Below are 13,021 nucleotides of genomic sequence, written 5' to 3'. Positions count from 1 at the left end.
TCGCGATGCGCACAGGGGGGCACTACCCGAGCTGGTCTCGGCGGCGTGTCAGGCAGGCGGTCTCAGCGGTGTTGCCCGCCAGCTCGATGGCTTTTTCGTAGGCCCCGCGCGACTTTTGGCTGCGGCCCAGCCGGCGCAGCAGTTCGGCACGAGTCGCATGGTAGGCGTGGTAGCCGGCCAAATTGTCCTCAAGCCGGTCGACGGCCGCCAATGCCACCTCCGGGCCGTCAAGCTCGGCGACCGCGATGGCCCGGTTGAGAGCGATGATCGGCGAGGGGTCGAGGCGGACAAGTTGGTCGTAGAGGGCGAGGACCTGTGACCAGTCGGTGTCTCGTATGTCGCGGGCGGAGGTGTGCACGGCGTTGACCGCGGCGAGGATCTGGTAGCGGCCCGGGGTCACCCCGGCGGCGGCAGCGGCGAGGCGCTCGCGCACCAGCCGATGACCTTCGGCAATCAGCGCCGTGTCCCAGGCTCCACGGTCTTGCTCGTCGAGGGTGACCAGTTCGCCGCTGGCCGAGACCCGGGCGGTGCGGCGGGCCTCGGTGAGCAGCATCAGCGCCAGTAGCCCGGCCACCTCGCCGTCGTCCGGCAGGAGGGCACGGATCAGGCGGGTGAGCCGGATCGCCTCGGCGGTTAGGTCATGCCGTGCGGGATCGGTGTCGGGGCCGGTGGCCAGGTAGCCCTCGTTGAAGACGAGGTACAGGACGGCGAGCACGCCGGTGACGCGTGCCGGGAGATCCTCGGCGGCCGGCATTCGATAGGGGATGCGAGCCGCCTTGATCTTGGCCTTCGCGCGGGTGATCCGCTGCTCCAAGGCGGTCTCCCGCACCAGGAAGGCGCGGGCGATCTCGGGCACGGTCAGACCGCCGACCATGCGCAGCGTCAGCGCCACGCGGGCTTGCATCGCAAGCGCCGGGTGACAGCAGGTGAAGATCAGCCGGAGCCGGTCGTCGTCGACGGCGCCGAGAGGCTCGGGCGGGTCGTCGGCGTACACCATCTGAGCCTCCCTGTGCCTGTCGTCGCGCTTGTTCTCGCGGCGGATCCGATCGATGGCCTTGCGGTTGGCGGTGATGGTCAGCCAGCCGCCGGGATTGGGCGGTACGCCGTCGGCCGGCCACCGCTCGACGGCGGTCGCGAACGCCTCGGCCGCCGCCTCCTCGGCGATGTCGAGGTCACCACACCGCCTGGTCAGCGCGGCGACCACCCGGGCCCACTCCTCGTGGTGGGCCCGGGTGATCGCCTCTCGGACGTCGATCATGCGGACAGGAACGGCCGCACCTCGATCTTCCGGTTGCAGGCCTTCGACCCCTCGACGGCGAGCTTGAGCGCCACGTCGAGGTCGGGTGCCTCGATGATCCAGAAGCCGGCAAGGTACTCCTTGGACTCCAGGAAGGGCCCGTCGGTGACCAGCACCTCCTCGCCCCGGTTGTCGATGACGGTGGCCGAGTTGGGCGAGGCGAGGCCGCCGGCGAAGACCCAGTGCCCCTCGGCTTGGAGCCGGTCGTTGAACACGTCGATCGCAGCGTCCTCCTTCGGGGTGGCCGGGCCGGTGCCGTCGTCGATCACGGAAATGAGGTACTGCATCTGAAGATCATCTCCTGTGGTGTCAAGAAAGCGTGGTTCGTTGGTCCGGCACTTCAAGCCGTTAGTGGGGCTGCCTCCAGGCGCAGACCCCGTTCATCAACCGTTGCGTACTGCGGGCGCCCGGCCGGCCGGAAGACCTGGATCGTCACGCCCTTCGAGTCGACTCGTGACTCGATCAGGTCGAGCGCAAGATCAGGGCCGGCGTCCGGGAGCAACCGCGCGCCCTGGCCGAGAACCACGGGAACGACAATCAGAGTCATCTCGTCGACCAGATCGTTTTCCAGCAGCCACCGGGTCAGGGCGCCACTGCCGTGCACCTGCAGCTCACCCCCCAGCTTGGCCTTCAGGTCCGCGATGGCGGTCGCAAGGTCGTCGGACAGGACGGTGGTGCCCGACCACGCCGGATCGGCGAGGGTGGTCGATGCCACGTACTTGGGCCGTGTGTCCAACGCCCGCCAGACGGGCTCCCAACCAGGGACATCCTCGATCGTCAATGACCCCCACGAGCCAGCGAACAGCTCGTAGGTCCGCCGGCCGAGCAGGAACGCGTCGGCGCGCTTGTAGGTCTGGTTGATGAACGCTTTGGTCTCGTCGTCACCCGCCCCCCGGGCCCAACCGCCACGCTCGAAGCCGTTCCTGCGGTCCTCATCCGTCACACCGCCGTTTCCCTGCATCACTCCATCGATGGTGACCTGAGTCATGGTCGTCAGCTTCATGATCGCGATTCCCCTACCTCGGCGCCGCCCCTCGTGGGCGGCCTCACCCCTGCTACGAACACCACCACCCCGATCCGACACCGCCTCACGGATTTTTTTGAAGACCTTCCGGGATGCTGGTCGTCAGCGATCCGGCAACACGGCAGTTCCGCCGCGACCGCGCTCCACTTCCCCAAGCGCGCCCAGTGCGGACACGCTCTTGAACCAAATCGATCGCGAAGATCCTGACCAGTCGTCCGCTCATGCAGCGAAGCGCTCGTCACCGAAGGTGACTTCGGTGACGGTCGTCGGCGTCCGAACGTGCCGATGAGCGTGCACCTGATCTTGCTCGGCTTGCACCGACCAGGCGCGTGCCGGCTGACCGCGGCTCATTTATCCGGGAAACTCGATTTCGATGTCGAGACCGCCGGCGGGCCGGGTCTGGGCGTCGAGGGTCGCCCCGTGCGTCTGGGCGATCGCGCGGACGATGGCCAGTCCGAGTCCGTGCCCGTGTCCGTCGGGGTGCCTGGTCCGGCGATTGCCGACCTGCCGGAATGGCTGGAACAGCGCGTCGAGTTCGTCGGGCGGCACCACCGGGCCGGTGTTGCTGACCCGGATGACGCCGCCGGTCGCGGTGCTCGTCGTGCTGATCTCGACCCACCCGCCCGGCGCGTTGTGCCGCACGGCGTTGTCGACCAGGTTGACGACCAGGCGCTCGATCAGGTCGGGGTCGCCGGTCGCCGGTGCCCGATCGAGGGCGGTGTGCATCCGGATGCCTCGCCGGGCGGCGTCCTGCTGGCGGGCGACGACCACCTCGGCGGCGGTGCCGGCGACGTCGAGCGGGGTGTGCAGTTGGAGGTCCTGTTCGCCGAGCGCCAGGGTGAGCAGCGCCTCGATGAGGCGTTCCTGTTGGTCGCTGAGCGCGAGGACCTCGTGGCAGGCCGACCGTAGCGTCTCGGCGGTGGCTTTCGGGTCGGCGAGCGCCACCTGGAGTACCGTCCGCTCGGCGGTGAGCGGGGTACGCAGTTCGTGCGAGGCGTTGGCGACGAAGTGCCGCTGCGACTCGAACGCGGCCTGTAACCGCTGGAACAGGTCGTCGAGCGTCTCGGCCAGGTCGGTGAACTCGTCGTGCAGACCTGTCCGGCCGAGCCGGCGGTGCAGGTCGCTGGCGGAGATCTCCCGGGCGGCGGCGGTGATGGTGCGCAGCGGGCGCAGGAACCGGCCGGCGACGAACCAGCCGAGCAGCAGGGAGACCATTACCATGCCGATCACGGCCCACGCCGAGGTGGTGACCTGCCGGTCCAGGTGACCGCCGTCGCCGGGGACGCCGGAGGGGTCCGCGGCCGAACCCGCCGGGATGGCCTGCTTGGTGCCCAGCAGCGAGATCGAGAGCAGCACGACGCCGGAGATCAGGAAGGGCACGGCGTAGAGCAGCGTGAGCTGGATGTGCAGGCTCCGCCGGGGAATCCGGACGCGCATCACGGTTCGCCGATCCGGTAGCCGCCCTCGCGAACGGTGTGAATGATCGGAGGGTCGCCCAGCTTGGTCCGAAGCCTGCGGATTGTGGTCTTCACCGCCGTGGTGAACGGGTCCGCCGCCTCGTCCCAGACCCGTTCGAGCAGATCCTCCGCCGACACGAGCCGGCCGTGTGCGGTGAGCAGGCATTCCAGGACGGCGAACTCCTTCGGGCTGAGGTCCAGTCGGCGTCCTTCGCGGGTCGCGACCCGGCGGCCGGGGTCGAGCGTGAGCTCCCCGTACTCCAGGATCGGTGGCACGGCCGTGCCCGGCCGCCGGCCGAGCGCCCGCACCCGCGCGACCAACTCGGCGAAGTCGAAGGGCTTGGCCAGGTAGTCGTCGGCGCCGAGGCCCAGGCCGTCGACCCGCTGTCTCACCGACGAGGCCGCGGTCAGCATCAGCACCCGGGTCGCCGAGTGCTCGTCCACGATCCGCCGGCACACCTCGTCGCCCGGCACGCCCGGCAGGTCGCGGTCGAGCACCACCACGTCGTAGCGGGTCACGACCAGGTGATCTAGGGCGGCGTCACCGTCGAGGACCACGTCGACCGCCATGCCCTCGCGGCGTAACCCGACACCCACCGTACGGGCCAGCACCTCGAAATCCTCGACCACGAGCACGCGCATGATCCCACCATGCCACCGCGCGGGTGTCAGAACGGTGTCACTCGGCGGCACCGTCCTGACACCGACGTCCACGTAGAACCGAAACCTGCGAACCGCGTCAGCAGGATGGAAGGGCAACGGATGGACATCGTTCTCGAAACCGACCAACTCGGGAAGAGGTACGGCAGAGCCTGGGCGTTGCGGGACTGCTCGCTGCGCCTTCCGGCCGGGAGGGTGGCCGCGCTGGTCGGCCCCAACGGAGCGGGCAAGAGCACGCTGTTGCACATGGTGGTCGGTCTGCTGCGCCCGGACGCCGGCGCCGTACGGGTCTTCGGCCGGACGCCGTACGACGACATCGCCGTCCTGTCCGAGGTCGGGTTCGTGGCCCAGGACACACCGCTGTACCGGGACTTCACAGCGGACGAACTGTTCACCATGGGCACCAAGTTGAACCGGCGCTTCGACACGGCGCTGGCGCACCGCCGGCTGGCGCAGATCGGCATCCCGCGCGACAAGCCGGTCGGCAAGCTGTCCGGCGGTCAACGGGCCCAGGTCGCCCTCGCCCTGGCGATGGCCAAGCGCCCACGGCTGCTGCTGCTCGACGAGCCGGTCGCCAGCATCGACCCGCTGGCCCGGCGCGAGTTCCTCCAGGCGCTGATGGGCGTCGTCGCCGAGACGGGCACCACGGTGCTGCTGTCCTCGCACATCCTGGCGGATCTCGAACGCACCTGTGACCACCTGGTCGTGCTGCACGCCTCGCAGGTGAAGCTCGTCGGCGACGTCAGCACCCTGCTCGCCGAGCACCGGCAGCTGGTCGGCCCCCGAGACGGCGGCCCGCTGCCCGCCGGGGTCGCGCAGGTCGTGCGGGCCGAACGCACCGATCGGCAGTCCACGCTGCTGGCCCGCACGAACGCTCCGCTGCGAGATCCGGCATGGAAGGCGCACGACGTGACTCTGGAAGACCTCATCCTCGCCTACCTCGGCGACGACGACTCCCGGCCGCACGCCGCTAGGGAGGTGGCGGCATGACCTGGCTCGCCTGGCGGCAGCACCGCAAGCAAGCACTGTTCACCGCGATCGGCCTCGCGCTGCTCGCCGTGTTCATGGTCCCCACCGGTCTGGCCATGCGCCACACCTTCGCCGACCTGGGCCTGGACGACTGCGTCCGCGCGCTGGGTACCGCCTCGATGATCCCGGCCGACGCCGACACCTGCGGCAAGGCGTCCATACAGTTCAACGGCCAGTACGCCGTGATGACCATGATCGGTGTGCTCTTCCTCGTCCTGCCGCTGCTGGTCGGGCTGTTCTGGGGAGCGCCGCTGGTCGCCCGGGAGATCGAACAGGGCACCCACCGCATGGTCTGGACCCAGGGCGTCAGCCGGGGACGCTGGGCACTGGTCAAGTTCGGGATAGCCGGCGCCGTCGCGCTCGTCGCCTCGGTGGTCTACGGGCTGGGCGTCTCGTGGTGGCTGACCCCGATGAGCCAGGCCGGGCAACACGGTCGCTTCAACATCTTCTTCTTCGACATGCAGGGCACGGCCCCCATCGGCTACACGATCTTCGCCGTCGCGCTCGGCATCCTCGCCGGCACCATCTGGCCCAAGGTGCTACCGGCGATGTCCGCCACGCTCGTCGGGTTCCTCGGACTGCGCATCGCCCTGACCACACTCGCCCGACCGCACTACCTGCCCGCCCGGGTCCTGACCTTCCCGGTCAAGGACGCCACCGAGCAGACCAACCCGGCCGCCGGCGACTGGATCCTGTCCTACGGCATCCGCGACGCATCCGGCAAGATGATCACGGCCAACGCGCAGATCGCCTGCGCGCCCGACGCCACCGGACCCGGCGCCGCGTGCGGCGCCGACCTCGGCATCACCTCGGGCGCCTACAACTGGCAGCTCTACCAGCCCGGAACCCGGTACTGGCTGTTCCAGGGCATCGAGACCGGCATCTTCCTCGCCGTCGCCGCCCTGCTGCTCTACCTCGCCGTCCGCCGCATCCGCCACGTCGCATGACCGCGAAGCCGTCCAAGGGAGGCCCCATGCGCACACTCACCTACCTCGCCGCCGCGGCCCTAGCTGCCGGCGTGGCCCTGCTGGCCACCATGCCGTCCGAGTCATCACCGGCCGCCGCCACGGGCGCCGGCCCCCAGGACGCCCAGAAAGCCATCCTCGCCGCGTTCGACCGCTACGACGTCGTGGCCGGAGCCAGTCCGAACGACATCTTCCTCGACCTGATCCGCAACCCCGCCTTCCCCGGCAAGGCCGACGTCATCGCCGTCGAGTGCGGCAACTCGCTCTACCAACCACTTCTGGACCGCTACATCGCGGGCAAGGACGTGCCGCTGGCCGAGGTACGCCAGGTGTGGCGCAACACCACCCAGCCGAGCTGTGGGTTCTCCGTCTTCTACGAACGGCTCTTCCCGCTCGTACGCGAGGTCAACAAGAGCCTGCCGCCGGCGGAGAAACTGCGCGTGCTGGCCTGTGATCCGCCCATCGACTGGAACACGGTGACCAGTCCCGAAGGGCTCGCGCCCTTCGAGGAACGGGACCGCACCATCGCCGCGCTGATGAAGAAAGAGGTGCTCGCCAAAGACCGCAAGGCTCTCATGCTCTTCGGGATCAGTCACCTGCTGCACGGCGGCGGCAGCGCGGTCGCGATGTACGAGCGGGAGTTCCCCGGCGTCACGTACACCATCGCCACGCATTTTGGCTTCCAGAAGGACAACGAGAAGCTGGAGCAGCGGCTGGCCCGCTGGCCGGTGCCTTCGGTCGTTCCGTTCGGGGGAACCTGGCTGGGCCAACTCGACGCGTCATACTTCGAGTCCCGGCCCGGGCAGCCGCCCGCAGCGATGGGCTACCCCGGCGCTGACGCCTACCTCTACACCGGCCCCCGGGCCCTCATCCTGCGGCAACAGATCGCCGCCTCCACGGTCCTGGACACGGCCTACCTCGCGGAACTCCGGCGACGAGCCGCCGCCGTAGAGGACCCCCCAGACGGCCTCATGCACCCAGAAACGTTCTTCCAGCGCGAACTCGAGTCAGGCGCATTGGAATTCGGGTCCTAACACATCGGGGGCGAGGAGCTGGGACTCCTCGCCCCTGGTGACGTTGACCGGCGACGCCACTGAGACCACCGCCAGGTACTTGCCGCCGCGACGATCGCCATCCCGAGCGCGTGGGCCCGGAGGCATCCGCTTCTGCCGCTACCAGCGGCTGCCGGCGAACGCCGGCAGCCGCTGAGGGCAGCAGGCTGTCCCGCGCTGCCTGATCTGTACGCCGCTGCCGGAAAGCCGCCCACGCCTCACCGCCGGTGAGGAACTCGTCGGCGGCGAGGTCTTCGGGTTTCGCAACGAGGGAATCGCCCAGGATTCGGCGTCGATCCGCACCCAGCGGCCGTCCCGGCGGTACTCCGCGATCCAGTGGTCCACGCCCTGGCCAGGTTGGAAGTAGGTGGCGAAGCCGCAGCGGGCTCGGGCCGCGATCCCGCGGTAACGCAGCAGGCACAGCTGAGCACGGCGAAGTGCCGGCACGTTCCGATCGCCCGCCGGGCGGGGTCGCGTGCCACGGTCAGCGGAGCCGCGTCGAGGGCGAGCAGGGCGTCGATCAGACCGTTGACGGGACGGAGCTGGCTCTCGGCGAACCGGCCGTCGGGCACGCCGAGGCCCTTCGCGTCAGTCGGCTGGACGACGAGATCGTGAACAAGGCGGCAGATCTCCACGGCCGCCCGCGGGAGAGCCGCCTACGCAGGCTCATAGACCGCGTCGATCCTCGTCAGTGGACCTGCCACCGCGAAATCGATCCTCCTTGTCACACCGGGCATCGTAGGCGCCGCCACCCAGATTCGCTGTCCCCTGACCAGCGACCGCCTCGCGTGCACTACCAGCCCCTCACCGAGGACTTGACCCTATGTAGACTGACAAAATAGTCATGCGATGCGAATCACGGTCCCTACCGCGCGGGTGCTGGCAGCGCTGCTCGCCGATCCCCAGGCCGATCGGTACGGCCTCGACCTGATGCAGAGCACCGGCCTTGCCAGCGGCACCCTCTACCCGCTTCTGCACCGGCTCATGGAGGCCGGCTGGCTCACCACCCGATGGGAGGAGGTCGACCCGGCGGCGCAGGGCCGACCCGCCCGCCGCTACTACCGACTGACCGCCGCGGGTGCGACACAGGCACGGCAGGCCCTGGCAGAGATGCAGGCGGCGACAGTCGTGCCGGAGCCGACCCACACTGTGCGGCCGGCGTGGTGAGCCAGCGGATCGCGAGGGCCCTACTGACCGTCGCCGTCCGGCGCTGGCCCGCCCATCTGCGCGAGGAACTGCACCACGAGTGGTCGGCCGAGCTGCACGTGCTCGCCGAGGAACGCCGCCACGCACGGATGCTGCGCTACGCGGCGAGCCTCGCGATCGCCCGACCGGCGCGGCGGTCCGTCCCGGTGGGAACACTGCTCACCGGAGCATGGCGCGTCGCCCGGCTTGTGCTGGTAGCACCCCTGATCGCCATGGCACTGCTCGTTGCCAGCTTTGTGGCGATGAACCTCATCATAGGCCCACTGGAGTATGTGCTTCCATTCGAGATGGACCTGCAGCTGCCGCTGGCGACGCTGTTCACGCTGGGCGCTGCGGTGCTGCTGGCCCGGCTCGGGCGCAGGTGGACCGCAGCCGGTGCGCCGACAATGCTGCTGTTCGCGGTGACCGTTCCGGGCTTCGCCTTCGGAGTGCTGGCCCACGCCGTCTTCAGCAGTACCGACAAGGTCATGAGGCACGCCCCCGCATACGCGGTGTTCTTCCTCGGGCTGGGCGCAGTACTGGTCGCGGTCGCCCGGCTTGCGCGCGCGGGGCGCGGCCGGGCGGCGTGGTGGACCGGCATTCTTGGCGCCATCTTCATCGCCGACATCGCCGTCATGCTGCCGGTGTTGAACGCCAACGTGTCGCCGGAGGAGGCACCTCACCTGGCGTCGGCCCCGGTCTGGCTGTTCACCGCGCTCACTGACAGCGGCTTCGGCCTGCCCAGCCCGACCGGCATGCAGATTTTCATCATCGGCGACATAGTGGAGCTGGATCCGTTCCTGTACCTGGTCTTCGCCGCTCTCGCCCTGGGCGCGGTGACCGCCGGCTCCCGCCAGGCGGTCCCGGCAGACAGAGAGGTTGCCGCACCGGCCGGTGCGGAAACGAACGGCTCCCCGAGCATCACACCGCGATGGCCCAAATAGGCCATGATCATCATGGGGGCCCGCCGCCTCGCCCGTCACCAACACACCTGAAACCCTTATTTACCAGGCTCTAAGACACGCCGATGCAGCCTTGGGCGGTCGATTCGGCAACAGCAGGGCCACTAGGGTGAAGGCTATGGCCGCCCGGCGCGGATCCACTGTCCGTTCACCTGCTATGCGGAGGGTGAGGGAGCCTCGACCTCCGGTGCCGCCGGCCGAGGTGACGCTGTTTGAGGGTGTCGAACTGGATCCGGAGTCGGAGCTTGAGGCTCTGGTTTTCTACAGCTCAAGTCTGGCCGATCAGGATGCCTCGTCTGTGACGTTCGCGCAGTGCCGCCTCCGAGGCGCGGACCTGTCCGCGTGCCGGCTGGACCAGGTGACGCTGACGGATTGTTTGGTGACCGATTCCAGTCTGGCGAATGTGCGCGCTCGGTGTAGTCACCGGCGAACGCTGTCCGGCGGTAGGTGTGCGCGCCGAAGAACCGTAGCGAGATTTTTCCGTCGGCCTCGCGGGCGAACGGCATCCCGTAGCGTTCGAGGTCGCCGACGCCGCGGGCGGCGTCCTCGGTCACGATCCGCACGGTCTCGGGATCAGCCAGCAGGTAGCTCTCCTTGAGAGTGTCCGCCGCGTGCTGCTGCCACGAGTCTCCCGGATCCATCGTCGCCAGCGCCGTGTAGATGCCACCCGCGGACGCCGAACTGCTGTTCGAGCTCGGACTGAGCCCAGACCGTCTGTGCAGTGCGCTCGGTGGTGAACTGTGAGGCTCCCGCTGCGGCTCGCCAACCCGGCGACCCTGTCCCGACCGGCACTGATGCCCGTACGGAATGGAAAATGACCATGGCCGACATCGGAAAACTGTCCACGTTGCTCGACAATCCGGAAGTACGGGAATTGATCTTCGCCCTGGGGCACGTCGGTTCAACATCGCCATCGGCAGACTCCGGCGCATCACGACTGCGCGCCGTGGTGCTACGTCTCGCCGACACGACCAGCGCGGAGCAATACCGCAGTTGGCTGTCCGACGACGCGTCCAACAAGGCGATGACGGTCGATCAGGTGCGGGTGACTATCGGCGACGGCGCGATCGACGACCTCGCCCAGTTCGCGGGTGGCAGCCCGAGTGCCGTCGCCTGGCAGCTCGCCGCCGTGCTGCCGGACCTCGTGGACGCGGTCAGCCCCGGCGGGAAGGTCATCGACGCAAACCTGCTCGCCCAGGAAATCGCGGAGGCGAGCGCGGACGACGACCGATCGGCCGGGGCCTTCGGCTCCTAGGTGCACTGACGGGACACGCTCACCCGGGCGTTCCAAACAATTACATGCTGGGCTGGCCGGGTCCGTGGTGACGCGGACCCCGCCCTCAGCCGGGAGTCTCGTACTGGCGTTCCTGGCCGCGCCCGGCCGGACCACGTGCGCCGCCAGGTGCTCGGCGACCAGCGCACCGACGAGGCCGCTGGCCGGGCACGACGAGCCTCATGGTTCCTTCCGCTGAAGATAGGTCAGGACGGCGCGGACCCGGCGGTGGTCGTCGGTACTGTCGGCGGGCAGGTCGAGCTTGGTGAAGATGGCGTTGATGTGTTTGCCGACGACCTTCTCGCTGATGGTCAGCGCCGTAGTGATGGCGGCGTTGGAGCGGCCTTCGGCCATCTGGGCAAGGACTTCGCGTTCGCGTGGGGTGAGCCGGCGGAGCGGGTCGTGGCGGCGGGTGAGCAGTTGCCGGACCACTTCGGGGTCGATGACGCAGCCGCCGGCGGCGACCCGCTCGACGCCGTCGACGAACTCGGCCACGTCGAGGATGCGGTCCTTGAGCAGATAGCCGACCCCGCCGGCGTCGGTGGATTCGAGGAGTTTGGCGGCGTACGCGGTAGCGACGTACTGGCTGAGGACGAGCACCGGCAGGCCCGGGTGTCGCACGCGCAGGGCGACGGCGGCGTGCAGTCCTTCGTCGGTGTACGAGGGCGGCATGCGGACATCGGTGACGACCACGTCGGGGCGTTCGGCGTCGACGGCGTCGGCGAGTGCGGCGGCGTCACCGACGGCGACCACGTGGTGGTGAAACCGGGCGAGGAGCGCGACGAGGCCCTCGCGCAGGAGGACAGCGTCATCGGCGAGGACTACGCGCATGGCAGTTCGACTCGCAGGACGGTCGGTCCGCCGGGCGGACTAGACAGGGTCAGCGTGCCGCCGTGCGCGTCGACCCGGTCGGCGAGACCCGCCAGCCCGGTGCCTCCGCCCGGATCCGCGCCGCCGACCCCGTCGTCGCGCACCTCGATGCCGACGTGCGCGCCGGTGAGCCCGCCAGTGACGGAGACCCGGGTCGCGGCGGCGTGTTTGGCGGCGTTCGATAACGCCTCGGCGACGACAAAGTACGCTGTCGACTCCACCGTGGACGAGAGGCGGCGGGGCAGGTCGAGCGCGACGATCACCGGCACGGACGCGCGGTCGGCGAGTTCGGCGACCGCGGCGGGCAGGCCGAGGTCGGTGAGGACGTGCGGGTGGATGCCGCGGATTAGCTCGCGCAGCTCCGCCAGGGCAGCCTTCGCCTCCTCCGCCGCCTGGTTGATGAGCGCCCGGGCGGCTTCGGGCCGGTCATCGAACTCCAGTTGGGCGCCGACCAGCGTCATGCCCAGCGCGAGCAGGCGTTGTTGGGCGCCGTCGTGCAGGTCGCGTTCGATGCGGCGGCGCTCGACCTCGAACGCGTCGACCAGGCGGGCGCGTGACCGGGTGAGCATGCGGACCGTCTCGCCGGGCCCGGGCGCCAGCAGCAGGCGGGCCACCTTGGCGTGGGCAATCGCAGCGAGCGGCACGGCGTAGATGGCAAGGAACCCAACCACGAGCAGGGCGAGGCCAGCGAGTACAGCGACCAGCACGCCGACGACGACATCGAGCCCGTCGGCGGAGACACCGGCGGTCGGATCGGTCGCGGTGCGGCTCGCAGTCAGGCTGACCGACCCGAGCGCCAGGATCGGGGCGGCCAGCAGGACGACCGCCGCCACGTCGAGCGCGAGCAGCACCGTGGCGTGCAGCCCCAGATAGGCCAGTTCCCGCCAGGTCACCGGCTCCCTGTACCGGAAACGCAGCCACGCGATCAGCCCGGACCGGTCCGGACGGCGGTGCGGGTCGGGTAACGGTGGGTCGCCGAGCAGCGCCACCCGCCGCCGTTCCAGCGCCGCGAGGGGACGCGTCAGCGCCGGTGCCGCGACGACGGCGCCGAGCACGAGCGCCACCGGAATCCAAACCAGGCACAGGGCGCCAATCACGGCACCGGAGAGCACATAGGCGAGGGTCCGTAGGGGCCACAGCGAGGCGAAGAAGCGCAGCGGCCTGCCCCGCAACGCCTCCCATGCCGTGTCCGCCACGACCACTACCGTAGACGTGCTGGTGGGTTCGGGCATGGGTGCTGGCCCTCC

General features: G+C 69.5%; 14 protein-coding genes and 1 pseudogene. 7 read left to right on the top strand and 8 right to left on the bottom strand.

The window, feature by feature from the left end:
* Positions 1–22 precede the first annotated feature (22 nt).
* The 5 genes from E1193_RS00470 to E1193_RS00450 form a co-directional block, all read right to left on the bottom strand.
* Positions 23–1,258, bottom strand: coding sequence for a DUF6596 domain-containing protein (locus E1193_RS00470; protein WP_132179102.1), 1,236 nt, complete (start codon positions 1,256–1,258; stop codon positions 23–25).
* Complete coding sequence (locus E1193_RS00465; RefSeq protein ID WP_132179100.1) at positions 1,255–1,584, bottom strand: YciI family protein; 330 nt, start codon at positions 1,582–1,584, stop codon at positions 1,255–1,257. Before E1193_RS00465 ends, E1193_RS00470 begins: the two co-directional genes overlap by 4 nt.
* A gap of 53 nt (positions 1,585–1,637) precedes the next feature.
* Positions 1,638–2,300 carry a dihydrofolate reductase family protein gene (locus E1193_RS00460; protein ID WP_132179098.1) on the bottom strand — a complete coding sequence of 221 codons (663 nt, stop codon included), beginning with the start codon at positions 2,298–2,300 and terminating at the stop codon, positions 1,638–1,640.
* A 372-nt stretch (positions 2,301–2,672) separates the two neighbouring features.
* A complete protein-coding gene (locus tag E1193_RS00455) occupies positions 2,673–3,758 on the bottom strand; it encodes a HAMP domain-containing sensor histidine kinase (protein WP_132179096.1) in 1,086 nt (361 codons plus the stop codon).
* Positions 3,758–4,420, bottom strand: a complete 663-nt coding sequence (locus E1193_RS00450; protein WP_132179094.1) for a response regulator transcription factor — start codon at positions 4,418–4,420, stop codon at positions 3,758–3,760. The genes E1193_RS00455 and E1193_RS00450 overlap by 1 nt, the downstream gene beginning before the upstream one ends.
* A 120-nt stretch (positions 4,421–4,540) precedes the next feature.
* Between E1193_RS00450 and E1193_RS00445 the strand changes: the two genes are divergently transcribed.
* Genes E1193_RS00445 through E1193_RS00435 form a run of 3 tightly spaced genes read left to right on the top strand, consistent with a single transcriptional unit; the run spans position 4,541 to position 7,466 of the window.
* Entirely contained in the window at positions 4,541–5,428 is an 888-nt protein-coding gene (locus tag E1193_RS00445; protein ID WP_132179092.1) for an ABC transporter ATP-binding protein, read from the top strand.
* Positions 5,425–6,414, top strand: a complete 990-nt coding sequence (locus E1193_RS00440; protein WP_132179090.1) for a transporter — start codon at positions 5,425–5,427, stop codon at positions 6,412–6,414. Before E1193_RS00445 ends, E1193_RS00440 begins: the two co-directional genes overlap by 4 nt.
* A gap of 26 nt (positions 6,415–6,440) precedes the next feature.
* Entirely contained in the window at positions 6,441–7,466 is a 1,026-nt protein-coding gene (locus tag E1193_RS00435) for a hypothetical protein (protein WP_132179088.1), read from the top strand.
* Between the two features lie 138 nt (positions 7,467–7,604).
* On the opposite strand, the gene E1193_RS00430 is transcribed toward E1193_RS00435, so the two are convergent.
* On the bottom strand, positions 7,605–7,931 hold the full coding sequence (locus tag E1193_RS00430; protein ID WP_132179086.1) for a hypothetical protein: 327 nt from the start codon (positions 7,929–7,931) through the stop codon (positions 7,605–7,607).
* A 402-nt stretch (positions 7,932–8,333) separates the two neighbouring features.
* Here E1193_RS00430 and E1193_RS00425 point away from each other — a divergent pair, with 402 nt between their 5' ends.
* The 4 genes and pseudogenes from E1193_RS00425 to E1193_RS00410 all read left to right on the top strand — a co-directional run bounded on the left by E1193_RS00425 (position 8,334) and on the right by E1193_RS00410 (position 10,886).
* A complete protein-coding gene (locus E1193_RS00425; protein WP_132179084.1) occupies positions 8,334–8,651 on the top strand; it encodes a PadR family transcriptional regulator in 318 nt (105 codons plus the stop codon).
* Positions 8,652–8,779: 128 nt separating this feature from the next.
* Positions 8,780–9,613, top strand: a complete 834-nt coding sequence (locus E1193_RS00420) for a hypothetical protein (protein WP_165945550.1) — start codon at positions 8,780–8,782, stop codon at positions 9,611–9,613.
* Positions 9,614–9,749: 136 nt separating this feature from the next.
* Positions 9,750–10,043, top strand: a pseudogene (locus tag E1193_RS32695) (pentapeptide repeat-containing protein); the annotation flags it as partial.
* Positions 10,044–10,445: 402 nt separating this feature from the next.
* Positions 10,446–10,886 (top strand): YidB family protein, encoded by a 441-nt coding sequence (locus E1193_RS00410; RefSeq protein WP_165945535.1) that lies wholly within the window; start codon positions 10,446–10,448, stop codon positions 10,884–10,886.
* A gap of 198 nt (positions 10,887–11,084) precedes the next feature.
* On the opposite strand, the gene E1193_RS00405 is transcribed toward E1193_RS00410, so the two are convergent.
* Together E1193_RS00405 and E1193_RS00400 are read right to left on the bottom strand one after the other, a co-directional pair.
* On the bottom strand, positions 11,085–11,735 hold the full coding sequence (locus E1193_RS00405) for a response regulator transcription factor (protein ID WP_132179078.1): 651 nt from the start codon (positions 11,733–11,735) through the stop codon (positions 11,085–11,087).
* The gene (locus E1193_RS00400; protein WP_243707180.1) at positions 11,726–12,970 is read right to left on the bottom strand and encodes a sensor histidine kinase; all 1,245 of its coding nucleotides are present in this window, start codon (positions 12,968–12,970) and stop codon (positions 11,726–11,728) included. Before E1193_RS00400 ends, E1193_RS00405 begins: the two co-directional genes overlap by 10 nt.
* Positions 12,971–13,021 lie beyond the last annotated feature (51 nt).

The sequence above is a fragment of the Micromonospora sp. KC606 genome (assembly GCF_004348675.1).
GTDB lineage: Bacteria > Actinomycetota > Actinomycetes > Mycobacteriales > Micromonosporaceae > Micromonospora.
Note: the sequence above shows the minus strand (reverse complement) of the source record. Positions and strands in the feature narration are given on the sequence as shown.

What these genes read in the sequence shown, in the direction of transcription:
- E1193_RS00450 (WP_132179094.1), bottom strand. Translation starts at nt 4,420, where the DNA reads ATGCGCGTGCTCGTGGTCGAGGATTTCGAGGTGCTGGCCCGTACGGTG.
- E1193_RS00420 (WP_165945550.1), top strand. Translation starts at nt 8,780, where the DNA reads ATGCTGCGCTACGCGGCGAGCCTCGCGATCGCCCGACCGGCGCGGCGG.
- E1193_RS00445 (WP_132179092.1), top strand. Translation starts at nt 4,541, where the DNA reads ATGGACATCGTTCTCGAAACCGACCAACTCGGGAAGAGGTACGGCAGA.
- E1193_RS00470 (WP_132179102.1), bottom strand. Translation starts at nt 1,258, where the DNA reads ATGATCGACGTCCGAGAGGCGATCACCCGGGCCCACCACGAGGAGTGG.
- E1193_RS00405 (WP_132179078.1), bottom strand. Translation starts at nt 11,735, where the DNA reads ATGCGCGTAGTCCTCGCCGATGACGCTGTCCTCCTGCGCGAGGGCCTC.
- E1193_RS00435 (WP_132179088.1), top strand. Translation starts at nt 6,441, where the DNA reads ATGCGCACACTCACCTACCTCGCCGCCGCGGCCCTAGCTGCCGGCGTG.
- E1193_RS00455 (WP_132179096.1), bottom strand. Translation starts at nt 3,758, where the DNA reads ATGCGCGTCCGGATTCCCCGGCGGAGCCTGCACATCCAGCTCACGCTG.
- E1193_RS00465 (WP_132179100.1), bottom strand. Translation starts at nt 1,584, where the DNA reads ATGCAGTACCTCATTTCCGTGATCGACGACGGCACCGGCCCGGCCACC.
- E1193_RS00440 (WP_132179090.1), top strand. Translation starts at nt 5,425, where the DNA reads ATGACCTGGCTCGCCTGGCGGCAGCACCGCAAGCAAGCACTGTTCACC.
- E1193_RS00460 (WP_132179098.1), bottom strand. Translation starts at nt 2,300, where the DNA reads ATGAAGCTGACGACCATGACTCAGGTCACCATCGATGGAGTGATGCAG.
- E1193_RS00410 (WP_165945535.1), top strand. Translation starts at nt 10,446, where the DNA reads ATGACCATGGCCGACATCGGAAAACTGTCCACGTTGCTCGACAATCCG.
- E1193_RS00425 (WP_132179084.1), top strand. Translation starts at nt 8,334, where the DNA reads ATGCGAATCACGGTCCCTACCGCGCGGGTGCTGGCAGCGCTGCTCGCC.